Annotated in this window: 19 protein-coding genes; 8 read left to right on the forward strand and 11 right to left on the reverse strand. The window is 41.5% G+C overall.

Going from position 1 to position 25,833, the window contains the following annotated elements; genetic code table 11:
• Nucleotides 1-56 precede the first annotated feature (56 nt).
• The 3 genes from ORI98_RS04820 to ORI98_RS04830 form a co-directional block, all read right to left on the reverse strand.
• Nucleotides 57-1,745, reverse strand: a complete 1,689-nt coding sequence (locus ORI98_RS04820; RefSeq protein WP_261297018.1) for an NAD-dependent malic enzyme — start codon at nt 1,743-1,745, stop codon at nt 57-59.
• 176 nt (nt 1,746-1,921) lie between these two features.
• Nucleotides 1,922-2,386 carry a DUF1456 family protein gene (locus ORI98_RS04825; RefSeq protein ID WP_261297017.1) on the reverse strand — a complete coding sequence of 155 codons (465 nt, stop codon included), beginning with the start codon at nt 2,384-2,386 and terminating at the stop codon, nt 1,922-1,924.
• 265 nt (nt 2,387-2,651) lie between these two features.
• A complete protein-coding gene (locus ORI98_RS04830; RefSeq protein ID WP_371931115.1) occupies nt 2,652-3,935 on the reverse strand; it encodes an Nramp family divalent metal transporter in 1,284 nt (427 codons plus the stop codon).
• Nucleotides 3,936-4,168: 233 nt separating this feature from the next.
• Between ORI98_RS04830 and ORI98_RS04835 the strand changes: the two genes are divergently transcribed.
• Complete coding sequence (locus ORI98_RS04835) at nt 4,169-6,757, forward strand: TonB-dependent siderophore receptor (RefSeq protein WP_306134451.1); 2,589 nt, start codon at nt 4,169-4,171, stop codon at nt 6,755-6,757.
• A 104-nt stretch (nt 6,758-6,861) separates the two neighbouring features.
• Nucleotides 6,862-7,494, forward strand: coding sequence for a glutathione S-transferase family protein (locus ORI98_RS04840; protein ID WP_261297014.1), 633 nt, complete (start codon nt 6,862-6,864; stop codon nt 7,492-7,494).
• Nucleotides 7,495-7,566: 72 nt separating this feature from the next.
• Here the strand turns inward: ORI98_RS04840 and ORI98_RS04845 are convergent, their stop codons facing one another.
• The 4 genes from ORI98_RS04845 to ORI98_RS04860 all read right to left on the reverse strand — a co-directional run bounded on the left by ORI98_RS04845 (nt 7,567) and on the right by ORI98_RS04860 (nt 11,743).
• Nucleotides 7,567-8,067, reverse strand: a complete 501-nt coding sequence (locus ORI98_RS04845) for a DUF4447 family protein (protein ID WP_306134452.1) — start codon at nt 8,065-8,067, stop codon at nt 7,567-7,569.
• Nucleotides 8,068-8,099: 32 nt separating this feature from the next.
• A complete protein-coding gene (locus ORI98_RS04850) occupies nt 8,100-8,501 on the reverse strand; it encodes an SMI1/KNR4 family protein (RefSeq protein WP_306134453.1) in 402 nt (133 codons plus the stop codon).
• Nucleotides 8,502-8,709: 208 nt separating this feature from the next.
• Nucleotides 8,710-9,507 carry a RelA/SpoT domain-containing protein gene (locus tag ORI98_RS04855; protein ID WP_306134454.1) on the reverse strand — a complete coding sequence of 266 codons (798 nt, stop codon included), beginning with the start codon at nt 9,505-9,507 and terminating at the stop codon, nt 8,710-8,712.
• Nucleotides 9,508-9,646: 139 nt separating this feature from the next.
• Nucleotides 9,647-11,743 carry a M13 family metallopeptidase gene (locus ORI98_RS04860; protein WP_306134455.1) on the reverse strand — a complete coding sequence of 699 codons (2,097 nt, stop codon included), beginning with the start codon at nt 11,741-11,743 and terminating at the stop codon, nt 9,647-9,649.
• A 527-nt stretch (nt 11,744-12,270) separates the two neighbouring features.
• On the opposite strand from ORI98_RS04860, the gene rsuA reads away from it, so the two are divergent.
• The 3 genes from rsuA (at nt 12,271) to ORI98_RS04875 (ending at nt 15,632) form a co-directional block, all read left to right on the forward strand.
• Nucleotides 12,271-12,981, forward strand: coding sequence for a 16S rRNA pseudouridine(516) synthase RsuA (gene rsuA / locus ORI98_RS04865; RefSeq protein WP_306134456.1), 711 nt, complete (start codon nt 12,271-12,273; stop codon nt 12,979-12,981).
• A 230-nt stretch (nt 12,982-13,211) separates the two neighbouring features.
• Nucleotides 13,212-13,448: a cytochrome c3 family protein gene (locus ORI98_RS04870; protein WP_261297008.1), complete on the forward strand. Its 237-nt coding sequence runs from the start codon at nt 13,212-13,214 to the stop codon at nt 13,446-13,448.
• 321 nt (nt 13,449-13,769) lie between these two features.
• Nucleotides 13,770-15,632, forward strand: a complete 1,863-nt coding sequence (locus tag ORI98_RS04875; RefSeq protein WP_306134458.1) for a methyl-accepting chemotaxis protein — start codon at nt 13,770-13,772, stop codon at nt 15,630-15,632.
• A gap of 67 nt (nt 15,633-15,699) precedes the next feature.
• Here the strand turns inward: ORI98_RS04875 and rpiA are convergent, their stop codons facing one another.
• From rpiA to ORI98_RS04890, 3 genes are all read right to left on the reverse strand, one after another.
• Entirely contained in the window at nt 15,700-16,362 is a 663-nt protein-coding gene (rpiA, locus tag ORI98_RS04880) for a ribose-5-phosphate isomerase RpiA (protein WP_306134459.1), read from the reverse strand.
• A 70-nt stretch (nt 16,363-16,432) separates the two neighbouring features.
• A complete protein-coding gene (locus tag ORI98_RS04885) occupies nt 16,433-17,239 on the reverse strand; it encodes a mechanosensitive ion channel family protein (protein WP_306134460.1) in 807 nt (268 codons plus the stop codon).
• A 21-nt stretch (nt 17,240-17,260) separates the two neighbouring features.
• Nucleotides 17,261-18,535: a hypothetical protein gene (locus ORI98_RS04890; RefSeq protein ID WP_306134461.1), complete on the reverse strand. Its 1,275-nt coding sequence runs from the start codon at nt 18,533-18,535 to the stop codon at nt 17,261-17,263.
• A gap of 296 nt (nt 18,536-18,831) precedes the next feature.
• On the opposite strand from ORI98_RS04890, the gene pbpG reads away from it, so the two are divergent.
• From pbpG to ORI98_RS04905, 3 genes are all read left to right on the forward strand, one after another.
• The gene (gene pbpG / locus ORI98_RS04895; RefSeq protein ID WP_306134462.1) at nt 18,832-19,719 is read left to right on the forward strand and encodes a D-alanyl-D-alanine endopeptidase; all 888 of its coding nucleotides are present in this window, start codon (nt 18,832-18,834) and stop codon (nt 19,717-19,719) included.
• A 287-nt stretch (nt 19,720-20,006) separates the two neighbouring features.
• Nucleotides 20,007-20,651 (forward strand): cupin domain-containing protein, encoded by a 645-nt coding sequence (locus tag ORI98_RS04900; RefSeq protein WP_306134463.1) that lies wholly within the window; start codon nt 20,007-20,009, stop codon nt 20,649-20,651.
• Nucleotides 20,652-20,736: 85 nt separating this feature from the next.
• Nucleotides 20,737-21,927, forward strand: a complete 1,191-nt coding sequence (locus tag ORI98_RS04905) for a GGDEF domain-containing protein (RefSeq protein WP_306134464.1) — start codon at nt 20,737-20,739, stop codon at nt 21,925-21,927.
• Between the two features lie 136 nt (nt 21,928-22,063).
• Here ORI98_RS04905 and metH read toward each other — a convergent pair whose 3' ends face one another.
• Entirely contained in the window at nt 22,064-25,780 is a 3,717-nt protein-coding gene (gene metH / locus ORI98_RS04910; RefSeq protein WP_306134465.1) for a methionine synthase, read from the reverse strand.
• Between the last annotated feature and the right edge of the window lie 53 nt (nt 25,781-25,833).

A 25,833-nucleotide genomic window follows, 5' to 3' on the forward strand; every position in this document is an offset into this window, starting at 1 on the left:
AATAAAAATCCCAGTCATTAATGGCTGGGATTTTTTATCGTTACTTGAGCAGGCTATTAGAATGCCGTACGGCGGTAACGACGATACTCTGGCTGCCAGAAGTTATTATCAATCGCCTGTTGTAATAGTTCATCAGTGCAAGGTAAGGCTAAACCTTGTTCAATAGCCACTTTCGCCACAGCGAAAGCAATGTACTTACTGACTTTGTGAATGTCTTCTAGTTTAGGTAATAACGAACCTTCACCCGTTGTACCTAGTGGTGAGCACTCAGATAATGCACGGCTAGATGCCATTAACATTTCATCTGAAACGCGAGTCGCACCGCATGATAATACGCCTAAGCCAATGCCTGGGAAGATGAAGCTGTTATTACATTGGGCAATTTCGAAGGTTTCACCATTAACGACCACAGGTTCAAATGGACTGCCAGTGGCAACAAGTGCTTGGCCAGATGTCCAGTGCAAAATGTCTTTTGGCGTGGCTTCCACTCGGCTGGTTGGGTTTGATAATGGGAATACAATTGGACGAGGGCAATGGCTGTGCATTGCTTTAATAATGTCTTCAGTAAATAATCCTGGTGCACCAGACACCCCAATTAGTACCGTGGGTTTGGCATTATTGACCACATTTAATAGCGAGACGTTATCACTATAATTGTCCCATTTTTCAACGGTATCTAACTTTTGCGCTAAGTTAGTTTGAAATGGTAGCAAGTTAGGCATATTGTCGAGCAATAACCCCCAACGGTCGACCATAAAGACTTGCGATCGGGCTTGTTGATCCGAGATACCTTCAGACACCATTTGGGCGATAATCGCTTCGGCGATACCGCAACCGGCGCTACCCGCACCTAAGAATACAATGCGTTGTTTGCTTAATTGAGTATTAGCCGCTTTACTGGCCGCTAATAATGAGCCTACCGTAACCGCAGCAGTCCCTTGAATATCGTCGTTAAAGCAGCAATATTGGTCTTTGTATCGCTCAAGTAACGGCATGGCATTTTTTTGTGCGAAATCTTCAAATTGAATCAATGCATCAGGCCATCTACGATTAACGGCTTGCATGAAGGCTTCAACAAACTCTTTATATTCATCGCCGCCAATACGCTGATGGCGCCAACCCATATACATAGGATCTTCGAGTAATTGTGGGTTATCGGTACCCACATCTAAGGTTACTGCAAGACAGTAGGCCGGACTGATCCCGCCACAGCTGGTATAAAGTGACAGTTTTCCAATCGGAATCCCCATGCCACCAATGCCCTGATCACCCAAGCCTAAAATTCGTTCACCATCAGTGACCACAATCACTTTGACTTTGTGACGGGTTGAGTTATTTAAAATATCATCGATGCGGTCTTTGTTAGGATAAGAAATAAATAAGCCACGATTACGACGATAGTTTTTTGAAAAACGCTCACACGCTAAACCCACGGTAGGTGTATAAATGATAGGCATCATTTCACTGATGTTATTTCGCACCAATGAGTAAAAAAGTGTTTCGTTGGTATCTTGAATATTACGTAGATAAATGTGCTTATCTAAGTCATTGGTAAAATTAGTGAACTGCTGATACGCACGGGCGACTTGTTCGTCAATGGTTTCAATTACCCAAGGTAATAAGCCTTCAAGGTTAAACGAAATTCGTTCATCTTCAGTAAACGCAGTGCCTTTATTCAGCAGCGGAGACTCTAAAATGGCTGGGCCAGCAAAAGGAAGATAGAGGGGGCGTTTAGTATCGTCCATGGGTAACCTTTATTGTGAGTTGTTTGATAGGTTCAATAGACGAATAGATTAACATGACTAGCATTTATTGTGGTCTGTTAAGTGATGAATTTCACACTTTTTTTGATAGCATACTGTTTGAATTTAATCCAAAAGACAAAAATGCACAGCTCAGGCTGTGCATTTTTGCTTAAAATCTATTTACCGCGATGTTTGATTGACAATCCCTTAAGGAAGTTTCTCAATACTTGATCGCCGCAGGCTTTGTAGTTTTTGTGGTCAGGATTACGAAATAGTGCACCTAATTCAGACTTAGTCATACTGAAATCAGCTAACATTAACATTGCTAAAATATCTTCTTCACGTAAGGTCAGTGCCACGCGTAATTTTTTAAACATCAGGTTATTGGTCAAGTTTTTAACGGGCTTAGGCACCTCAGCACCTTCTTGTAAGCCACGATTGTGGATGATAAAACCATCTAAGAATTGGCACATTAATGTGTCATTAATTGCTTGATATCCTTCCTCTTCTTCCTTTTTTAGCATCGCAATCACTTTATCAGTGGCGACCTCAGCATTGGCTTTAGCAAAAACACTGCTAACCTGGGCGTTAGACAAGTCGAAGATGAATCGAATACGGCGAAGAATATCGTTGTTTATCATAGTTCTCTCTGGCGCGGCTGCGCGAGTTATGTGGATGCACTAATTTGCCGTTATAGTATATCTCAATTTATCCAGCTTGCTTATGAATTATGCTCTTTTCTGAATAGCGAAGGTGATCTAGTCCAGATAACCGAGACGATTGTTTTAGGCGCTTTTACTGCAGTTTATTTCCAGCAATGTTTAAAAATGTCTGCTAAAAATAAACTCAATCATGCCGCTATGACAAATATTTGTACGCTTTATATTGTTGGTGACGCACACTCATTTAATTTTTAGTGCTGTACCAGTAAACAAATACCAAGGCGAAACTGATCAAGTAGAGTAATCCTATCCATGACAAAACACGCATTCTAGTACCATAGCGTTGCGCTTCAGGTAAATGTGTCGAGATCATTAGTTTAAAATTGAGTCCCGCAAAAATAATCGTGGTCATAAACGCCAGTATCATTACAAACTCTAATAACGGAAGTAACCCGCCCTTAAAAAACAAGATTAGCCCTAAACCTAACGCACTGACCGCTAGCATAATCAGATTGAGTCTGTTTGGGTTATCTGGTTGTTTGGCTAATAGTTGCCAGCCCATATTCAGGGTGCGGCTGTAACCATCTATTACCGTGACAGTCGTACTGAAAATACATAAAAAAGCCACAATGCCTATTAAGTAGCGTGTGTCTTCGCCCATGACCTGACTGTATAAACGGATCAATTGATTTGCGAATTGCGCGCCAGAATCGGAAAACTGTTCGCCAGAGCCATGCATAACCAAAGCGCCTAATGCCAAAAACACAATCGCGAGAATAGCGGTGGTGATATAGCCTAAATTGAAATCAAATAGCGCCTGATCTGGTGTAACCGCTTGCGTTTTTTGCTTTTCGAGCAGCCATAAAGAATTCCAGGCGCTTACCTCTATTGGTGCAGGCATCCAGCCCATCATAGCAACCAGAAAACCGACATTTGCCCATTGCCAGGCATCTGCGGCTGAAGTAGGCGTAGGTTGTCCCCATTGGTTAGTGAACGCCAGTGAAACGGCGATTAATGTGGTTAGAGTTAAGATAAGCATGATCACTTTAGTGACGCCATCTAACCATTTGTAATGGCCTAAGATGAGTAGCAGAAGTGAGCTAACCAGTACCAAAAAGGCCAGAATATCAATTGAAAGGGGAATAAATTGAGTCAACATGGCTGCGGTTAACATACAAACCCCAGCGGTACTCGCAATAGCTGCAATCACATTTAGCCCCGTAAATAAAGCGAGATAACCCTTGCCTTGACGCAAATATCCATGCAGCAAACTTTCGCCGGTTGCCGCAGTATAGCGAGCCCCTGCTGCAAAAAAAGGATACTTGAGCAGATTAACCGCCAACACTAACCAAGCCAATTGCCAACCAAACTCAGCTCCTGCTCGGGTAGATGCGACTAAATGAGATGCGCCAATTGCGGCTGCAGCCATTAAAATACCTGGTCCAAGCCCAGATACTAAATGTAACAATTTTGTGGTGTTTGCTGATTTTATTGGCGTCGGTGACTTTTTTACTGTGTTTGTTTTCATTTTTTATGGGGATATTTTTCTTTTATTTTATAAGGTTAGATTGCCATAAGATGTTGCTAGGTAAAACCCTTTACTTGCTACAAAAAAGTAACACTTAATGCTTTTGATGATTGACTTTTTATAATAAGGCTCTAATTTAGTTCAAGCTTGTAATAACTATCAAGTCATTACCTGAAAGTGATGTCAGGTAACTGAAATAAAAATAAAAATGCCAAAATAAATTAAGGAAGATCATGAAAAGACCTCAACTATTGCGCAGCGCATGTGCTGTTGCTATCTCGTTTATCTTAGCCCCACAAGCCATTTCTGCTGAAGAAGTCGAAAGAATCGAAGTCACAGGTACCCATATCAAACGGACCGATATGGAAGGTGCTTCGCCAATGACAGTGTTAACGGCGGAAGATATCGCTAAAAGCGGCGCGCAGGATATTTCTCAATTATTGAGTAAGTTACCAGTATCGGGCAGTGGTACGTTTTCTACTCAAGGTAACAACTCTGACGACACCGCTAACGGCGGTGCTGCGGTATCACTTCGTGGCTTAGGTGCTGACTCGACATTAGTGCTATTAAATGGTCGCCGAATTGCGGTGTCATCATTTGCTAAATCTATCGATACCGCATTTGTGGATATTAACTCTATCCCTATTTCTGCAGTTAAGCGAATTGATATTGTGAAAGATGGTGCCTCTGCAACCTATGGTTCGGATGCGATTGCGGGCGTTATCAACATTATTTTGAAGAAAGATTTTGAAGGTTTTGAAGTGAATGGCAAGGTTGCCGAAACCGTTGAAGATGGTGGTGGGCAGCAATCAGGATCGATTCTTTTTGGTACCGATGCCGCTAACGGCAAAGCACATACCACAGTCATTTTTGATTATTTCAAAGAGCGCGAAACCTTATTTGGCGATCGTGATTACTCTAAATCGGCAAACCAAACCGCTAACGGTGGTTCCGATTTCCGTTCATCTGCCGGTAATCCTGGCTCATATATTCCTGCCACTATTGGTGCGGATGGCTCTATTACCCCTAAGTCAGATCAATTCTCTTGGACTCCCGATGTGAATTGCCCAGCAGCTGATGTCAAAGGTGCGTATTGCCGTTACGATTACGCCCCTGTGATGACATCAACTCCAGAATCAACCCGTGTTGGTTTATCTGTTTTCCAAGATTATGAGTTTAATGACGAATTAAAACTGTTTGCTGAAATGATGTATCAGCATAATGAAAGCGTAGTGAAAGGTGCTGCGAGCCCGTCATTTGGCGAGTTTTATATGCTCAATAGCAACCCGTTATTTACTAGCGGGGCAGCAACAAATCCATTTGCAGGTGAAGACCTCACAATGCGTCGTCGTTTAACTGAAACGGGACCGCGTCAAAAGTCATCTGAGTCAGATAGCGCACGTGTGGTGATGGGACTAAACGGTTTCTTGTCTGATTGGGAGTGGGAGGTGGCTTATACCTACTCTTATAACCGTAATCATGAGTATGGCGAGCAAGGTTTTGTATGGACCCCACGCCTTCAAGAAGCAATTAACTCTGGTGCGTTTAACCCATTAGCAACCACACAAATGGGCGATGTGATAGATCAAATTAGCGTAAACACTACCCGTAGCGGTAAATCAACGACCAATGCGGTAGACGGTAAAATAGCGGGTGAAGTTTTTGCCATGCCAGCGGGCGCTGTGTCAATGGCGGTCGGTTTTGAATACCGCGAAGAGAAGTTATCAGACAATCCCGACGAATTATTTAAGCGCGGTGAAATTTTTGGTACCGAAGCAACAGAAGCCAGTGGCGAACGTGATCAAAAATCATTATTTGTAGAGTTTGCCGTACCATTATTTGAGCAATTAGAAGCCCAATTAGCGGTACGTTACGAAGATTACAGTGACTTTGGTGATACCACCAACCCTAAAGTCGCTTTACGTTATACGCCGCTTGATAATGTGACTATCCGTGCCAGCTGGGGAGAAGCATTCCGTGCGCCATCATTAGTACAGTTGGGACTAGGCCCTTCACAAGAGTCGCCTGGTTTAGTGGATACGGTTCGTTGTCCGCAAACCAATTTACCTGAAGATTGTACCGCGCAGGAACGTACAGTGATTTTCTCCGGTAACCCTAATTTACAACCTGAAGAGTCAACGTCGTATAACCTAGGCGGTGTATGGCAGATGACTGATGAGCTCAGCGTTGGGGTCGATTATTGGAATTATGATCAAGATGGTTTGATCACGTCTGATACTCAGTATCTTGTTAACACACAAGGTGATGATCCTGCCGTGGTTAAGCGTGAGCCGTCAGCGGGTGGTGTACCTGGGCGTATTATTGAAATTTATGACCAATTTGGCAACTTAGGTAGTCAAACTACCGATGGTATTGATTTTGATATGGCGTACAAATTCTCTACCGCAAGTGCCGGTGACTTTGGCTTTAGTTATAACCTTACTTGGGTGAATAGCTTCGACCAAGTGCGTGAGGATGGCACCAAGCGTGAACTCGCTGGTGAATATCAGCACCCAGATTACCGCTGGACAGCTGCGATGGATTGGGGCGTAGATGCATGGCAAGCCAGTGCACGACTAAACTATATTGGTGAGTTCCAAGATAATATTGATGCTGGTGCCGAAGGGACCATTGATTCAATGATCACCCTTGATATGAATGTATCATATATCGGTTTTGATCACTGGAATTTAACCTTAGGTGCAAATAACATCTTAAATGAAGAACCCCCTTTTAGCGGTGCTGATTTTATGGGTTATGATCAAGGCACTCATAGTGCTATTGGTGCGCTATGGTATGCTAAAGCAAGCTATCGTTTTTAATCTAGCCTGATACCTGTCAAGTCTTGGCAGGCTAAACACAAAGCGGCTTCGGCCGCTTTTTAATGGTATTTAACACTGGACCTACATTCTATAAAGGACGTTATATGATCACTTTACATGGTACACCCCGCAGTCGTGCATTACGGGTTTCATGGTTACTTGAAGAATTAAACGTTGAATGGCGGTTTAGGTTCATTAATTTTGCAAAGGGAGATAACCGCAGCAAGGATTTTCTTGCGTTAAATCCTAGTGGCAAAATGCCAGTGATTGAAGACGGTGATTTAGTGTTAACCGAATCGGCGGCTATTTTACGTTATTTAGCTGAAAAATATGGTAAAGGGCAATTTTTACCCGAACCTGGTACCGCGCAATCGGCGAAACATGAAGAGTGGGTCAGCTTTGTTATCTGTGAGCTTGAACAAGCATTATGGTCTATGGGCAAGCATCGCTTTGCCTTGCCAGAAGAGCAGCGGTTAACCACTATGCTTCCGGTTGCCACATTTGAATTTGATCGGGCGGCAAAGATAGCTGAGTCTTGGGTGCCTGAGTCTGACTATTTACTCGGTGAGCAATTTACCGTTGCTGATGTGTTGTTAACGCAAACATTAATGTGGGCGACAGCCTTTAAACAGACGATTCCAGTTAAACTAGGAGCTTATTTAGCGCGGGTACAAACTCGTCCAGCATTGGTTGCGGTATTAGAAAAAACAGAAGCCATTGCTAAAGCTGCGCAATAATCTGAAGGAACCAATATAAAAGGGAAGCACATGCTTCCCTTTTATCATTTTCGCAAACAAGGTTACAAATGATTAAAGCTGAGTTGCGGCCCATTTAGCACGGCTTTCACGACTTTCGCTCATACCATTATCTGCACGGTAAGCTTTATAAGCTTCTGCATCTAATGCGATTAAACTCACATCGACTTCAAGCACTAATTTACATTCTTTTTTGATCCGCCAAGCTGCAGTGTTATATAACTCAGTTAACGGCAAAGAGCTTAAAAACTCAGGATTGTATTGGTTATACAGCGCTTGGGTTGGGTAGACCACAAATGCTAAACGGCGCTTAGGCTCTTTTTTAAATAATTCTTCAATGCCATCAGTCGTGTTAAGTACCTGCATTTCAATAATATCATCTATTTCGAGCAGCTTTTTTTGCGCAGGTACAGGCGCTGAAGTTTCACCGGCTTCCCAGGCTGTAACAGCCTCAGCTGTGGTTTTAGTGATAAGGGCAACTTGCTCAACGCTTAATCCAAATGATTGGCGTAAACACAACATTTCAATGGCATTTAAGCCTGATTCTTTAGACATGATATTTCCTACAAAAAAATTCGCAAAACAACTTACTGAGCAAGCCAGACGTCGTCAACCCAATCCCAAAACGATTCCCAGACTTCATCGGTAAAGTCACCGTCTTGCCAAAATTGCACCTGACCATTTTCTTCAATGCAGTAAAAGCTATCACCGATTTGGCAAATTGGAATTTGCTCTCTCGGTAACCCAATAGACCAAGCATAGCTGGCAACTTCTGGCAGAAAAGTATGCGAGTAGGGATCTGCTGCGGTTACGGGTTCATAAGCGCTATAAATCACATTGCTGGCATGGAGTAAATATTCTTTCAATTCAGCAGGTAGGCCTATTAAAATCTGTTCTTCAACTTCAACCAGTTGCTCAAACGTAGGCAACTCTAGCGGAATTGGAACGGTTTCACTTAACTCTTGTAGCTGGTCAATAATTTCGTGCATTGGGGATCCTCAAGTCGCAATGGCAATCAATGCGATATTGGGCGCGATTATAGCAGAAATAATCATGTAATTAGCACTCAGGTTTTTATGCTGGCTAACTATATGTAAAGCAATAGTTTGTTAGCAATGATTTGATGCAATGTTTGAACGCTTTAGACAAAAAAATGCGCTCATATGAGCGCAAAAGGTGGGTGGAAAGTAGGTGTAATTAGGCGGCTTGTTGAAAGCTAGCGGTAATTGCCTGGCGTTTATAGTCTAACCAGGCTTTGTGGTATTGCTTGTGTGATTGTTGACGGATTTGAGTAATTTTTTGCATTTCAAGCTCGCTTAGTGCGCGGTGCTCTTGATTTGCTTTATTTTCAATACTCTGAATTTGCTCATAATCTTGATGATCTTGACCGCTTTTAATCGCGGCAATGGTTTGTAAATGTAATTGCACTTCAACAATCATCTGACTTTTTGGCAATTTAACCAACACATTTAAATCTCGGTAACCAGAAGCTTTGGGATTGGCAAAACGGTTTTTAATTTGAATGATTTCGCTGTTTTCATGCAACATTTGATAACTCGCCATGAGGTTATCGACATTGTTGGCTACAATACTGCCGCGGGCGATATCGGTAATTAAGCGGGCATCGCCATTAAACTTGTTATTCACTTTTTGTAGCGCACGGTCATAGCTTTTCGTTAGCGGCAGTAACATATCTACTTGGGCGTTATAGCTGATTACCGATAACAGCTGGCTTAGTTCCTGCTGTGCGTATTCAGCTTGTAACATTAATTGATTTAAGTCGGCAGATTGCTGCATTGGAACATACGCCTGATAATCGGGAATGGCGTAAAGATTATCTAATGCATTTTCAGCACTAGGAAGGCTTCCACTTAGGTTTAAACCATATGGGGCTTTATCTGTGGGTCCATTAACTGACACCAGTGGTTGTGCGGTAACTTGGCGGGTCGTTAATAAAATTAAAAAGATGAACAGAGTACGAAAAAGTTTATTCAATGCTAAATTCTCCAAGCTGTTAGCCTAAAGCCACTTTAACTTAACCAAGCTGTACCAATACTGAATCAGTCTTTCTATTTGATGTTAAAGATAAAGAAAAGGGCGCCATAGGCGCCCTTAATGATCTATAAGCGAGTGTTTACCAAATTTTAACGCGTGATTCTGGCGCGATATACATTTTATCGCCTTCTTTCACGTCATAGGTTTGGTAAAATTCTGGCATATTGGATAATGCGCCAAGTGCACGGAAGTGACCTGGTGAATGAGGGTCAGTGGCTACGCGGTTACGCATGGCTTCTTCTTTCATTTTTACGCGCCAAATTTGGCTGAATCCCATAAAGAAACGTTGATCCCCAGTCAATCCATCGATGACTGGTGCTTCTTTGCCGTTTAATGACATTTTGTAAGCTTTATAAGCAATGGTCACGCCTGATAAGTCACCGATGTTTTCACCTAAAGTGAGTTCACCATTTACGTGCAAATCATCAAATACTTGGTAACCATCATATTGAGCAACAAGTGCTTTGCCTTTGGATTCAAACGCTTTTAAATCAGCCTCAGTCCACCAGTCGCGCATGTTACCTTCACCGTCAAACTTAGCGCCCTGGTCGTCAAAACCGTGGCCCATTTCATGACCGATAACCGCACCAATACCACCGTAGTTAACAGCATCATCAGCTTCTAAGTTAAAGAATGGAGGCTGTAAAATTGCAGCAGGGAATACAATTTCATTCATTGTTGGATTGTAATAAGCGTTAACCGTTTGAGGAGTCATGTGCCACTCATCTTTATCGATAGGTTGACCTAACTTAGCCACATTACGATTATGCTCGACGACTGAGGCACGTGTGGCATTACCCACTAAATCATCAGCTTTGATTGATAGTTTACTGTAATCTGCCCATTTTTTTGGATAACCAATTTTAGGGTTGAATTTAGCCAGTTTATCCTTTGCAGCTAGTTTGGTGCTGTCGCTCATCCAGTCAAGTGATTCGATACTTGAGCCGTAAGCGCTACGAAGATTTTCAACTAAACCTTCCATACGATCTTTTGCTTCAGGTACGAAGTGACGTTTAACATACACTTTACCAACCACCTCACCTAAGGTGCCGCTAACTGCTGTCACCCCGCGCTTCCAACGAGGTTCTTGTTCTGCTTGACCGTTTAACGTTTTAGAGAAAAACTCGAAGTTTTCAGTATCTAAAGCTTCTGACAAGTTGCTTGCTGAGTGCGTTAGCGCTTGCCAGGTGATGTAAGTTTTCCAAGTGGCTAAATCATTGGCTTTAAGAACTTCATTTAGACCTTGAATATAGCTAGGTTGGTTAATGATGATATCGGTTTGCTTGTCACCACCTAAAGCAGCCAAGTAACCGTTCCAGTTAATATCTGGTGCTAAAGTTGCTAGCTCACTAACTTGATATTTGTTATAGGTTTTTGTGCTGTCGCGAGTTTCAACAACATCCCAATGTTTCTCTGCAATGGCCGTTTCAAGTGCTAATACAGATTCAGCCGCGGCTTTACCATTAGGTAAACCTGCTAAAGTGAACATCTTTTCAATGTGTTCAACAAAGGCTTTACGGATATTGACGAAACGCTCACCTTCGTTAAAGTAATAATCTTTTTCTGGCAGGCTTAAACCATATTGCCAAATATGCGTTGCATAACGGGTTGAGTCTTTAGCATCAACGTTGATATAAAATACCAGTGGTGTGCCGCCACCATTAACTTGGTTTTCACCAAAAAAAGTAACCAATTCGTTTTTGTCTTTTAACGCGGCGATTTTATCAAATGTAGCTTGAAGAGGAGTGACACCTAACTTATTTAGGGTTTCAACGTCCATGAATGAGCGATATAGATCAGCCACTTTTTGCTCATCTGTACCTTCAGCTAAATTGGCTGATTTACTCAGGTCTTCAATAATCGCTTTAACGTCATCGCGGGCATTTTCACGTAAGTCATAAAAAGCACCAATATTTGTGCGATCGCCTGGGATCTCAGCGGTATTCATCCAGCCGCCGTTCACATATAAATAAAAGTCATCCTGTGGACGAACATTTTTATCCATATTGTCGAAAGTAATACCTGATGTCAGTGCTTTTTCTACAGCTGTTGCAGTGGCTGTTTTGGCCACTTCAGCTTTTGCTACTGTTTCAGTGGTTGACTTTGTATCATTATTACAAGCGCTTAAGCCTGCGATTAGTGAAGCGCATAGCCCACCAATAACCAGTTTTTTCATGTTATTTCCCTTGCATTTAAAGTTGCCCATCAATGGAGCCGAGGTGATTTATTATCTTTTTATCAAATGTTCATTTTGTCACTCAGTTAAATGAAATATGACATTTTTATTTTTGTAACAGCTATGTTAAAGGCTTGTCGTCTCTTAACACAAGTGAGTTGCTGGTTTTTTATCGGATTATTTTGTCACTAGGTGTAACGAAAAGTGAGATTAAGAGTGTCGACTTACTCGCATAAGATAATGTTTATTTGGAGATAGATTTTACAAGCAGGAGAATAGGCACAAACTAAAAATGCTTCAGTGAGCTTTTGACTAAGGCTTGTTGTTTTTCCTTGGTTATTTTTCTGTGTGTTGTGGTCATTTTTAAATTGCTGAAGCTGGTTTTTAAAGGCGGTTTTCACCACAATTGCGGGATCTTTGTCGTTTGTTGTGCCTTGTTGATTTTACGTTTTCTGAGTGGTTGCATGGTTATACTGATTGGCATCATTTCAATTTTTCATTTAAGCCCTCATAATATAGTCAAATTAATGTGGTGGGTATTGATTGTGCGTTTAGACAAGTTTATTTGTGAAAGTACCGAGCTAAGTCGTTCCATGGCTAAAAAAGCCTTACATCGAAGCGATGTGACCTGTGATGGGGTTGTGGTCAAAGATTCAGGTTTTAAAGTGACAGATAAAACCGTTGTACGTTTAGATGGGCAAGTTATTTCTTTAGTGGGTGAGCGCTATATTATGATGCACAAACCTGTAGATACCATCTGCTCTACGATTGACGAGGTGTATCCTTCAGTACTGAGCTTAATGGACATTGAGAAAGCCGATACTCTGCATATCGCTGGCCGACTTGATGCTGATACCACAGGTTTAGTGTTAATCACCAGCGACGGCCAATGGTCGCATAAAATAACCTCACCTAAAAAAGACTGTGGTAAACGCTACTTGGTGGAGCTAGCCGATCCGATTGCAGAAGACTTAGTGTTGATTTTTGCTCAGGGAATTGAGTTACGTAACGAAGATGGGTTAACAAAACCTGCTCTGTTGTCTATTATTGATAGTCACAATGCCCGATTGACTATTAGTGAAGGTAAATACCATCAGGTTAAACGGATGTTTGCTGCAGTGGGCAATAAAGTCGTGAATTTACATCGAGAATGTGTTGGTGAAATTGAGTTAGACTCCGACTTAGCACCAGGTGAATGGCGCCATTTAACTCAAGCTGAGATTAACTCAATTATTTAATATTGCGTTATTTTGTTTGATGATAAATTGCACTAAGTGTTGTGATATTGTTAATATTGATTGAAGTTTACAAAATAAAGCTTAAAATTTTGATGTTGTTAGCGTTTTTGACATTATTTTTTGATCTGTAAGCTAAAATAGTTGTTAATAGATGGATAAACCGAGTGCAGAGAAAGTTGAGCTTTGGAACGCGTAATACTGACCTGCGCCTAAATGACTTAGGAGTATATATGAAATATTCAATCTTATTTGCTGCACTATTCTTTGCTGGTTCTGCCGCTGCTGTTGATTGTGTTGAGTGTCATGAAAGTTTTGAATTGTCATCACACGTTGAAAACGAAGCGACTTTAGCGGTATGTGCTGATTGTCATGCAATTGGTGATGCACACGAAATCGATATGGAAATGCACAGCCCTGAACTGACAATCACTGAATGTGCTGATTGCCACGAGATGGAAAAAAAGTAATTTCCTCTATTGCCGTTAGTGAGCAATGATTAAAGGTCTTCTTAGGAAGGCCTTTTTTATTAAGTTTTGAGTGCAATAGTTGCCAGTTCATCGTAGGGGATCATATCAACTCCACTTCATGTTTTGCCCCTTGCGGCATTGATAGCTGATTTATTCAGCCTATAGTTTTATTGTTGGTTGCCGATAACTCAGTTATCAGCAGTTATTGATTGATTGATTTTTTTCGTTTAATGATTCGCTTATATGTTTAAAAACGACTATATATTAACTTTAACTAAAAAATTCAAAAGCTAACTTTAGATTAGATAAGAAGGGTACTGTATGTTAATCCGTTCTAAGCTGGTATTGAGTGCAGTGGTGTCTATTTCAGCACTGGTGGCGATGTTTGTTTTACAACAATACACTGTCAACATTCAGCAAAAATTATCTATAGCCGCGACAAGTGTGATGGAAATTGAAAAAGAGATCTTTTCGCTGAGAAAAGAAGAGAAAGATTTCTTAACCAGGTTAGATGTCGTTTATCTTGAAAAGCATCAACAGAATTCTGCCGATTTAGCCGTGTTATTTAACCGTGTTGAGCAGGTTTTAAATGATCGAAATATTCCCACAAATGCGCTAGACGGTGTAAGAAATAGTGTTAATCTTTATCTTGACGCATTTAATGATATTGTTGATTTGCAAAAAGAAATTGGTTTAACACCCAAAACAGGGCTGTATGGCCAATTAAGAGAAGCCGTACACAATGTTGAATCGATTTTAGATGCAAACAATGAAAATGCATTATTAGTGATCATGCTGCAACTTCGACGTAATGAAAAAGATTTCATGCTTCGCAACGATATTAAATACAACGACACCTTTAAGGAGAATGTTGGTAAATTTAAACAAGCCGTTGATAGTTCATATTTATCGTCCGATGTGAAATCGCAGTTGCAAAGCAATATTGAACAATATCAAACCGCTTTTCAGGCTTTAGTGAATAAAAAACAAGAGTTCGGTTTATCTGAAACTAGCGGTAAAATGAAAGAGCTTCGTGATGCTATTTATCAAACAGATACAGACAGAGAATTGCTTCACGATCAGACCTTAGCTGAAATTCAAGATGCTGAGGATAATGGAACTTATCTAGGCGGTGGCATATTTTTACTGATAGCGTTAGCCTTGTCTATTTTCACTTATTATATTATTCGCAGCATTATTACGCCGGTGGAAAATATTACTCGTGTCATTTCAGGTGTTGAAAAAACCAAAGATTTGACCCTGCGTTGCGATACCACTGGTGATGATGAGTTATCACTCATTGCGGTTCACTTTAATAGTATGGTAGGGGCGTTTCAGGGGTTGATTGAGCAAGTCAACGAAGCCGTTGATGCAATGAATTACTCATGTCATGAACTTTCAAAGAACGCCAATGTAGCCTCTGAAGGGGTGCTAAGGCAGCTGAATGAAACCGATATGGTTGCCACGGCGATAACTGAAATGGGGGCTACCATTGATGAGATTGCTAAAAATACTGAATTAGCAGCGTTAAAAGCCAGCCAAACACATGACAACGCTAGAACGGGTCAAACTGGAGTAGAAGAAACCATCGCTAAAATTGAATTGTTAGCGAGTCAGTTGAATGATTCCTCAAAAGTTGTGTCAGAGTTAGAACAAGACAGTAAAACTATTGGTAGTGTATTGGATGTAATCCGTGGTATTGCAGAGCAAACTAATTTGCTTGCATTAAATGCGGCCATTGAAGCTGCAAGAGCGGGTGAGCAAGGCCGAGGATTTGCGGTTGTTGCCGATGAAGTACGCAGTCTTGCAATGCGAACTCAAGAATCAACTGAAGAGATAGCAGGTATTATCAGTACCTTACAAACTCGTACTCGCTCGATTGTTCAGTTGATGGAAACCAGTCAAAGACAAGGTACTGAAAGTGCTGAGCAAGCAGCGAGCGCGGGAACATTACTACGTCAAATCAACGATGATGTTACCAATATTATGGATATGAGCACGCAAATTGCAGCGGCGATTGAAGAGCAAAGCATGGTAGCCGCTGAGGTGAATAAAAATGTGGTGGTTATTCGTGATATCGCCGATGAATCATCACATGCCTCTGAAGAAAATGCGGCAGCGTCGGAAGATTTACGCGTTCGTGCTGCGGGTTTACATAAGTCCGTTAGTGTATTTAAAGTCTAGCGCTTTTGATTGAACAATAAAAAACCTAACTCGTTGAGTTAGGTTTTTTTGTTTAAACTTCGGCTAGTTACTTAGATGTTACTGTTTTTACACCTTCAGGTGTGCCTACGAGTAAAACATCTGCGCCACGGTTGGCAAATAAACCGTTAGTGACTACGCCAACAATTGCGTTGATCTTAGTTTCCATGACTTTAGGGTCTAAGATTTTCATGTTGTGAACATCTAAAATAACATTACCATTATCGGTGATAACACCTTGACGATATTCAGGATCGCCACCTAACTTTACTAACTCACGGGCCACGTATGAACGAGCCATCGGGATCACTTCAACCGGTAACGGAAAATCACCTAAAATAGATACTTCCTTGGTGTTATCAACGATACAGATGAATTGTTTAGCCACGGCAGCAACAATTTTTTCACGGGTTAATGCTGCGCCACCGCCTTTAATCATATCCATACGGTCATTAATTTCGTCGGCGCCATCAACATAAACAGCAATCTCTGAAACGTTATTTAAATCAAAAACCTCAATACCTAATTGTTTAAGTTTTGCCGTTGATGCTTCAGAGCTTGATACTGCGCCTTGAATATCATCTTTAATTGTCGCTAAAGCGTCAATAAAGTGGTTGACTGTTGATCCTGTACCCACGCCAACGATTGTATCTCTTTCGACATATTTTAGTGCTGCCCATCCGGCGGCTTTTTTCATTTCATCTTGAGTCATTAGGCTATTCCATAGGTGGCTTTAAAAAGAAGACTTTAAAAAATTAGCAAGATTATAACGCAACTTGTGGTTAAAACGTTTGCTGGCTGTCATAAAATTGTGCATTTTTAAATGCATCTAATACCCTGACATTAATGTCGCTGATAAATTTCTTTTCTAAACGTACATCCATCACATATGCCTTGACTGTAATGGTTTGTAAATGCTGACCAAAGCTAAAATCGGTTCCCAGAATGACATTAATGGGTTTATTTAAAAAGGTATAAGGCGAGCACTGAGTGGCTTCTTTAGCTAGGGCCATCGCTTTTTTATGATCAGCTTGTAACGGTAAGTGAAATTGAATTGCCACCATTTCATCAAGGGCACCACTGTTAGCATTAGACACCGCCGTTTTGAGTGCCTCGGCGTTAGGTACCATGATGGTGTTATCATCAAAAGTACGCAGCCAGGTAACACTCCACTCTAATTTAGTGACTTCGCCATAATGACCACCTAATGTCACCATATCGCCAACACGATAAGGAGGGTTTAGCATGATAATAAAACCTGCAATCATATTTTTAGCCGGCTCTTGCGTGGCTAAACCGACGACAATACTGATTGAGCCTATCATGGCCAATACGACGTTTTGATGTGGGGCTATAATGCCAACTGTGGCGTATGTGATCACACCCCCCCAAATAAATAACCGAATAAATGGATAGAGTCGTCCCCACAGTAATCGGTATTTGGGCAACTTGATGGTGAGCTGATCTAAACTCATTTTTATGCCGATTAGCATTACCCAAGCAAGGCCACATATCAGCATAATAAGGGTCATTTTTTCAAATGAAATAATATTGATCAGTGATTGCAAAGCATCTGTGCTGGATTCCATTCTAACTCCCTTTACTGCTGGTTATAGACTAAATAGCTTGTTGTGATTAACCAAGTGGACTGCCACAACTTTGGTTAATGCTGGGGTTATTTGATAATAATGGCGGACAAAATCATCTTCACAATACTGAGGAATAAGTAATCCCTGACGACTTAAAAACTCTAATGTTAACGAGCTTTTTTCAATTGAAATATTGAAAATAATACTCGAGTTTTCAATAGTTAACCCGCCGTGAACATAAATCTCAGCCAAGGCAAATAGCGATGCTTCATCTAAGCTATTTAATGCCTGAGTATCCACCTCTATCATCTCTTTGGCAGACAGAGTACTTAGCTGCTTGATAGTAAGGGATTCAATCGATCGCTTTAATACCAATAAGGCTAATTTGGGATGTCCCTGACTAATCGTCATTAAGGTTTTACTGTGTTCTTCAATCGCCGTTAACTCAACCTCTAATGGGTCAAGGTGTTCTGTATCATCGGCAGTTTTTACTGCGCTTTGTGCGGGTAAGGTGATCCCTAACTCGGCTAAATGTAAGCTTAAAAGTGTATTCAATGCCGGTTGATTAAGGTATGAAAGGTGCACAACGGTTTTAAAAAAATGGGTTATTTGATATTGAGACGCTAGTCGCTGCCATACATATGTTTCACACCCGATAATCCAGCAATGCTTTTGGCGGGTTTCCATCAAAATAGTGGCTAAGGTGACTAATGCTTGGTAGTTGCCCATTCGTCTCAGCATTAGCTTGTGCATATCATCAATAAAAATGATTTTAGCCGGTTGATTATTGATTAAGCTTATTGCATCGGTAATTGACTGAGGATCATTATTAATATCAAAACAGCTGTATAAGCAGGCAATAGCTTCTTTTGATGATAAGGGGGCATGATAAAAGCTTAGCCACAGAATCGAGTCAGCAGTTGGTTGACTATGCATAATATTATTAATGAAATGGCTTAAGCCTGCACCAAATGGTGCAGTGATGGCACTCAGCTCACCTTGCTGTTTTCGCCATGATTCAATGGCATTGTTTATTTGTTCCAGAGCCAGTTCTCTGCCTAATAGCGGACTAATGCTATCAGTATGTATAGCATAGGATTGCTGCTTTAATTGGCCTCTAGTGCCATGGTGGGGGTAAGTTTGCGCTATGGCTTTTAAAGACAGTTTGTTGGGGGCTCTGATTCTATTTTTTGTGGTGCGAAAATCGCTTTCACCTGAACGACGAATTGTTGCCACTGGGCAGCGATAGTATTGAGAGTGAAAGCCATAATAATATCCGTTTGATAAACTATCCATGAAAAGACTTTAGCGCTATACAAACAATAGCAGATTTTAAAAGTCAGCTAAGTGTAATTAGCTAGATAAAATATACACTATTACAATTAATTAGGTTAGTTATAGTAAAGGCTGAAAGCCAATGTAGTTATCTTTGGGTAACAATAATAGCACCTAAAAAATCCATCTAAGTAGACAGATAAAGCTGTTGTGAAATTGAAGTTAAATTTAAACGCGTTTTTGTGATTATTTGACTCGCTGAGTCATGATTACTTAGCGTATACTTTATTTTATTTATTCACTAAATGTACTTTATTATGCCATTCAAAGCCGTTTGTTCGACAGTCATTTTACTTGCTAGCTTGTCTGCCACTGTAGTGGCAGCTAAACCCGTTGCCACGTCTGAGCAGCAAGAGTTAGCGGCAGGTAGCGCAATGTTGGTGGATTTAAAAACTAATGAGGTACTGTATTCAAGCAATATTAACCAACAAGTACCTATTGCATCTGTGACTAAACTGATGACGGCAATGGTTGTTCTAGATGCTAAGTTGCCCTTAGATGAAATGATCTCGGTCGATATTAGTGACGCAAAAATTATGCGTAATGTACATTCTCGTGTGCGGGTGGGTAGTGTTGTTAGCCGCGAAACCATGATGTTGCTAACCCTAATGTCATCTGAAAATCGTGCAGCAACCGCCTTGGCACATCATTATCCAGGCGGATATTTTGCATTTATTAACGCCATGAATGCCAAAGCGAAAGCTTTAGGGATGGATCAAACTCATTATGCTGAACCGACAGGTTTATCTGCTGATAACGTTTCCAGCGCCAGAGATTTAATTATTTTACTGCAAGAAAGTCAAAAATACCCCTTACTTGGTAAGCTAAGTTCTACACCCAAAAAGCACGTTATTTTTAGTAGCCCAAGATACAAACTCGATTTTTATAATACCAATAAGTTAGTGTCTAAGGACAGTTGGAATATTGCGCTAACCAAGACAGGTTACACCAGTAAAGCAGGCCATTGTTTAATCATGCTAACTGAAATGAATAAACGTAAAGTGGCATTTGTGGTGTTAGATGCGTTTGGTAAATATACCCATATGGCTGATGCTAATCGACTCAAAAAATGGTTGGAAACGGGTAAAGTTACCCCAATTCCTGCTTCGGCCAAAGCCTACAAAAGTCAGAAGCAAAGTAGCTGATATTAGTACTAGAACAGGCAAGTCTGTTGAGGTTTGTCCTCTATTTGGGGGACGCTTTGATCTTCAACAGTGGTTTCAATGCTCAAACTGTCTACTAGTGTAGATTTAGATTCAACCATTGAATGAACATGAACTGCCTTACTCGTCCCAGTTATGCTGATAACTGGGATTTTTTATATGCAATCGACTCGTATACGCAAGAGAAGAGAGGTAGATATGCCGATGTTTAGTGATCATTTTGCCTGTTAAAACGGTATAACATCAGCAGGTAATATCGGGAGATAAAAATGCTTAACATGGATTTCAGCCAACGTGTCAATATCAATACACTTAATGAGCAATGGCAACCCAGCCCTGCACCAGGAGTATGGCGTAAGCGACTTGCTCGAGAAGAGGCTGAGCGCGGTCATGCAACCAGCATTGTTAAGTATGATGCTGGTTCAAGTTTTACTACTCATCCGCATCCGTTAGGGGAAGAAATATTAGTCTTGTCGGGGGTGTTTTCTGATGAAACAGGTGATTATCCTGCCGGCAGTTATCTTCGAAACCCCGAAGGCTTTAGTCATGCTCCTTTCAGCCTACAAGGGTGTGAATTACTGGTGAAATTGCATCAGTTTCAACGTTCGGACATAGAGCAAATCAGAGTGGATACTAATAACACCCCCTGGTTGCCCGGTTACGGTGATTTAAAAGTAATGCCATTGCATCAACATAAAACCGAATCTACAGCGCTTGTATTCTGGCCTGCAGGAGCAAAATTTCAACCTCATCGCCATTTTGGTGGTGAAGAGATTTACGTGATTAGTGGTGTGTTTATGGATGAATTTGGTCAATATCCAGCAGGCTCTTGGCTACGCAGCCCCCATTTAAGTCAACATAATCCTTATGTTGAACAAGACACTATAATTTGGGTAAAGACAGGACATTTATAATTGAGAGGTTCTGCTTTTGCATCTTTTAAAAAATCATTTTTAACGATATATTAACAGTTCACCTATATCAGGATAAATATTAGCAATGGATGCTTTTACTTTACATATATCAACCGCGATTATTAGCGCCATGATGGTCGTCAGTTTACTCACTTTTTATTTTGTCGGTAATCGTGAGCGTAGCCTTATCGACTGGAGCATCGCTGGCGGATTATTTTTTTTTAGCAATGCCGTGGGCATTTCCTCTTATTTTTTTGACATTCCCTATTGGCTTGGTCCGGCATTAACCAACGCCTGTTATATTCTGGCTCATCTGGCTTTACTGGCTGGGTTAAGGCGCCATCTTTTATTATCTCCAAATTGGTCCTTAATGCTAGGGATTGCCGCCGCGGTGTTTTTAGCGCATTTCATTCCCGGTTTATTAGAAACGATAACCTACAGATTACTTTATATTTACCCCTTATTGATGGCTATCAATGTTTACACTGTTATTACTGTGGTTCTGGGAGTTAAGTCGAAAAAACTGCATGCAATTTATTACCCCTTTATGTTTGCTGAGTTAATCTTTTTGGGCCAACAATTAGTGCGCTATATCTTTGTGATATTTGATAATCAGCTGCCTTTAACGACTGCCGGTGATCACTTATTACAAACCTTGGGTACTTTGGCTGTTATGACCTTTTTGTTACTGATGATGTTATCCTGCTGTTTGATTATTTATCGGCAACAGCAGCTTAAATTATTTGATGCCATTGAAGTTGATTCATTAACTGGCTTGCTTAATCGTCAGGCTTTACCTCAACGCGCTAAAGAGATGTTTGAACAAAGTACCCCTTCAACCCCACTGGCGATTATGGTGGTTGAGATTGATGATTTACCTCAATTAAGCGAACAATACGGTTATCCTGCAAGTGATAGCGTGATAAAACATATTGCCAATGTGCTGAAATTTACGACTCACATTGAAGGGGGGATTTTTCGAAGTCAAACCAATAAGTTTGTATTGTTGATAGAAGGGGCAACGGTTGAACAATTAATACGTTTAAGCGAACGCTTAATTGAAAAAGTCGCCAACATGCAAATGAAAGCATTACCCAATGGTGTTCAGACTAACTTGAATATTGGCTATTCGATTCAAAGCGCCCATGATCATAGTTGGCAAATACTGTTTCAGCAGGCTGAGCAAAAATTAAAGCAAACTATGGCAGCGGAACCCGCTGTAGAGAGTAGACATGCTAAAAACATCACTTTAGATAGATTTGGTTTTAGCGCTTAATACTCTCTAGTGGAATGATATGCTTACATCCGCTTACAGAGAGCGTAAATGGATTTTGCGAATCAAAAAATGTGGCTTAAAGGCCACATTTTTTATTCACACTAAGGTTAGATATGCTCAAAGAGTCTGGTGATGATTACTCTGGGTCATAATCTAACACAGGTGCTAACCAGCGCTCAGTTTCCGCCAAACTCATTCCCTTCCGTTTAGCATAATCTTCAACCTGATCCTTACCCACATTGGTTACCCCAAAGTAACGCGATTTAGGGTGAGCAAAATACCAACCAGATACGGCAGCCGTTGGGAACATGGCATAACTTTCAGTAATATTTAAGCCAATGGTTTCATCCGGCTTTAATAGATCCCATAGTAAGCCTTTCTCGGTGTGATCTGGGCATGCAGGGTAACCCGGTGCTGGTCGAATACCTTTATATTTTTCGCGAATTAATGACTCATTATCCAGTGCTTCATCAGCAGCATAACCCCAAAACTCTTTACGTACTCGTTCATGCATGCGCTCGGCAAAGGCTTCTGCCAAACGGTCGGCAAGGCACTTGAGCATAATGGCATTATAGTCATCATGATTAGCTTCAAAGCGGGCAACGTGCTCATCAATACCGTGTCCAGCTGTGACGGCAAAGCCACCCATGTAGTCAGCCACGCCTGAGTCTTTTGGCGCAACAAAATCGGCTAAACAGAAGTTGTCATTGCCAACGCGTTCCAGCTGCATCCGTAAGTGGTGGGTGGTCATTTCCACCTGAGAGCGGCTTTCATCGGTATATAATTCAATATCATCATGGTTAACTGTGTTAGCAGGAAATAATCCCATGACGGCTTTTGCGGTTAACCACTTTTCACTGATGATGGTTTGCAGCATGGCTTGACCGTCTGCAAATAGTTTGCGCGCTTCTTCACCTACGACTTTATCATCTAAAATGTCAGGGTAACGGCCATGAAGCTCCCAACTTCTAAAGAAAGGTGTCCAGTCAATACGTTCAACTAAATCTTCAAGTGGGTAATCATCAAAAACTTGACGGCCTAATATATTAGGCTTAAATGGGGTATAGTTTTGCCAATCATGTGTGCAGCGATTTTCGCGGGCAACTTCAATGGGTACGATGGTTTTGCGCTTAGTTTGTGATAAGCGTTTTTCACGCATGACATCATATTCAGCATATTCTTTATCAATGGTAGCCTGACGTGTTTCATTGTTAATCAACTTAGACACCATAGGGACCGCGCGCGAAGCATCGGCTATATAAATTGCCCCATGAGGGTAATGTGGTGCAATTTTAACTGCGGTATGAATTTTAGAACAGGTTGCGCCGCCAATAATGGCTGGAATAGTCAGCCCTTCACGGTGGAATGTTTTGACGTTATGTACCATTTCATCAAGGCTTGGTGTGATTAGTCCTGACATGCCAATAATATCAATATTGTGCTCTTTCACTGCGTCTAGAATTTTATCAACCGATACCATTACGCCTAAATCAATGACCTCGTAGCCATTACAGGCCAGTACCACGCCGACAATATTTTTGCCGATATCGTGCACATCGCCTTTGACCGTGACCATTAAAATTCGCCCGTTAGATTGGCCTTCTACTTTTTCAAGTTCGATAAACGGGTTTAAATAGGCCACGGCTTTTTTCATTACCCGCGCCGATTTTACCACTTGAGGCAAAAACATTTTACCGGCACCAAATAAGTCGCCAACCACATTCATGCCATCCATCAACGGCCCTTCAATTACATCAAGCGGTCTTGTGGCTTGTAAGCGGGCCTCTTCAGTATCTATATCAATAAATTCAGTGATCCCTTTTACTAGTGCGTGGGATAAACGTTCATTTACTGGCAAACTGCGCCATGCTAAATCTTCTTTTTTAGCCACTTGGCTACCGTCACCACGATATTTTTCGGCGATATCAAGTAGCTGTTCTGTGTTAGTTGAATCGGCAACCGGGCAGGGCAGGTTCAATACCACGTTTTCAACTTTGTCTTTTAAATCGGCGTCAATGTCATCGTAAATAGCCAGCTGGCCTGCGTTAACAATACCCATGTCCATACCCGCTTGAATTGCATGGTATAAAAATACCGCATGGATGGCTTCACGTACTGGATTGTTACCACGGAATGAGAATGATACGTTTGATACGCCACCAGAAATCATGGCATAAGGTAAGGTCGATTTAATGTCTTTAATGGACTCGATAAAATCGACGGCATAGTTGTCGTGCTCTTCAATACCCGTGGCAATCGCAAAAATATTAGGGTCGAAAATAATGTCTTCTGGCGGAAAGCCAACTACGTCGACTAGCAAACGGTAGGCACGGGTACAAATTTCTGTTTTACGGGCACGGGTATCGGCCTGGCCATCTTCATCAAAGGCCATCACAATCGCAGCCGCACCGTAACGCTTAACCAGCGTGGCTTGTTTAATAAAGGCTTCTTCGCCTTCTTTCATTGAAATCGAGTTGACAATCGACTTACCCTGAACACATTTAAGACCCGCTTCAATGACTTCCCATTTTGATGAGTCAATCATGATAGGCACACGGGAAATATCAGGCTCTGAGGCGATTAAGTTCAAAAACTTTTTCATCGACTCAGCACCATCAAGCATGCCTTCATCCATGTTTACGTCGATGATTTGTGCGCCGTTTTCAACCTGCTCACGAACAACATCAAGGGCTTCTTCAAATTTCTCTTCTTTAATAAGACGTAAAAATTTGGCTGAACCCGTCACGTTTGCGCGTTCACCCACGTTAACGAACAAAGAGCTGGCATCAATGGTTAAAGGCTCGAGTCCTGACAGGCGACAAGCGACCGGAATATCCGGAATCGTTCGTGGTTCGTGATTGATCACGGATTCACGAATTGTTTGAATGTGTGCCGGCGTGCTGCCACAACAGCCACCGACGATATTGAGCATACCTTCTCGGGCCCAGTCGCTGATGACTTCCGCCATTTCTTCAGGGGTTTCATCATAACCGCCAAACTCGTTAGGCAAACCAGCATTGGGGTGAGCCGACACGAAACATTCGGCAATGCGTGATAGTTCTTCTACGTATGGGCGCAGCTCTTTTGGCCCTAAGGCACAATTAAGCCCGATAGATAAAGGCTTGATGTGGCGCAGTGAGTTATAGAAACCTTCTGTAGTTTGCCCCGTTAGGGTACGACCTGATGCATCAGTGATGGTGCCTGAGATCATCACGGGCAAGCGATCGCCAAGTTGATCAAAAACTTTTTCAATCGCAAACAGCGCGGCTTTGGCATTAAGGGTATCAAAAATAGTTTCAACCATGATGATATCCGCGCCGCCTTCAATCAGTGCCGTGGTTGATTCAACATAAGCTTCTACTAGCTCATCAAAGCTAACATTTCGAAAGCTTGGATCGTTCACATCTGGGCTGATAGAACAGGTGCGGTTTGTGGGGCCGAGTACCCCAGCAACGTAGCGCGGAGTACCAGTTTGCGCGGCGACTTCATCAGCGGCTTCACGGGCAACTTGGGCGCCTTGTAAGTTTATTTCGGCAGATAACGACTGCATGTCGTAATCTGCCATAGCAATGGTGGTGGCATTAAAGGTATTGGTTTCAATAATGTCAGCGCCCGCCAACAAATATTTAGTATGAATGTCTTTGATAATTTGCCGTTGGCTCAACACCAACATGTCATTGTTACCTTTCACATCGCAATGCCAGTCTTTAAAACGCTCACCACGATAATCAGCTTCTTCCAATTTGTAGTCTTGGATCATGGTGCCCATCGCACCATCGAGAATGACAATTCGCTCTTTAAGCGTAGTTGTAAGTTGTTCAAGAACCTGACTGTAGGAAGTAGACTTCAGCATAACTCATTACCTTTTAATGCAGTGGTGCTTAGCTAACAAGGCACCAAATTTAT

The sequence above is a fragment of the Shewanella sp. ULN5 genome, assembly GCF_030731885.1.
GTDB lineage: Bacteria > Pseudomonadota > Gammaproteobacteria > Enterobacterales > Shewanellaceae > Shewanella > Shewanella holmiensis.

Bases quoted from the DNA above. Each gene is read 5' to 3' on its own strand.
- ORI98_RS04820 (WP_261297018.1), bottom strand. From the start codon at position 1,745: ATGGACGATACTAAACGCCCCCTCTATCTTCCTTTTGCTGGCCCAGCC.
- ORI98_RS04825 (WP_261297017.1), bottom strand. From the start codon at position 2,386: ATGATAAACAACGATATTCTTCGCCGTATTCGATTCATCTTCGACTTG.
- ORI98_RS04830 (WP_371931115.1), bottom strand. From the start codon at position 3,935: ATGAAAACAAACACAGTAAAAAAGTCACCGACGCCAATAAAATCAGCA.
- ORI98_RS04835 (WP_306134451.1), top strand. From the start codon at position 4,169: ATGAAAAGACCTCAACTATTGCGCAGCGCATGTGCTGTTGCTATCTCG.
- ORI98_RS04840 (WP_261297014.1), top strand. From the start codon at position 6,862: ATGATCACTTTACATGGTACACCCCGCAGTCGTGCATTACGGGTTTCA.
- ORI98_RS04845 (WP_306134452.1), bottom strand. From the start codon at position 8,067: ATGTCTAAAGAATCAGGCTTAAATGCCATTGAAATGTTGTGTTTACGC.
- ORI98_RS04850 (WP_306134453.1), bottom strand. From the start codon at position 8,501: ATGCACGAAATTATTGACCAGCTACAAGAGTTAAGTGAAACCGTTCCA.
- ORI98_RS04860 (WP_306134455.1), bottom strand. From the start codon at position 11,743: ATGAAAAAACTGGTTATTGGTGGGCTATGCGCTTCACTAATCGCAGGC.
- rsuA (WP_306134456.1), top strand. From the start codon at position 12,271: ATGTGGTGGGTATTGATTGTGCGTTTAGACAAGTTTATTTGTGAAAGT.
- ORI98_RS04870 (WP_261297008.1), top strand. From the start codon at position 13,212: ATGAAATATTCAATCTTATTTGCTGCACTATTCTTTGCTGGTTCTGCC.
- ORI98_RS04875 (WP_306134458.1), top strand. From the start codon at position 13,770: ATGTTAATCCGTTCTAAGCTGGTATTGAGTGCAGTGGTGTCTATTTCA.
- rpiA (WP_306134459.1), bottom strand. From the start codon at position 16,362: ATGACTCAAGATGAAATGAAAAAAGCCGCCGGATGGGCAGCACTAAAA.
- ORI98_RS04885 (WP_306134460.1), bottom strand. From the start codon at position 17,239: ATGGAATCCAGCACAGATGCTTTGCAATCACTGATCAATATTATTTCA.
- ORI98_RS04890 (WP_306134461.1), bottom strand. From the start codon at position 18,535: ATGGATAGTTTATCAAACGGATATTATTATGGCTTTCACTCTCAATAC.
- pbpG (WP_306134462.1), top strand. From the start codon at position 18,832: ATGCCATTCAAAGCCGTTTGTTCGACAGTCATTTTACTTGCTAGCTTG.
- ORI98_RS04900 (WP_306134463.1), top strand. From the start codon at position 20,007: ATGCTTAACATGGATTTCAGCCAACGTGTCAATATCAATACACTTAAT.
- ORI98_RS04905 (WP_306134464.1), top strand. From the start codon at position 20,737: ATGGATGCTTTTACTTTACATATATCAACCGCGATTATTAGCGCCATG.
- metH (WP_306134465.1), bottom strand. From the start codon at position 25,780: ATGCTGAAGTCTACTTCCTACAGTCAGGTTCTTGAACAACTTACAACT.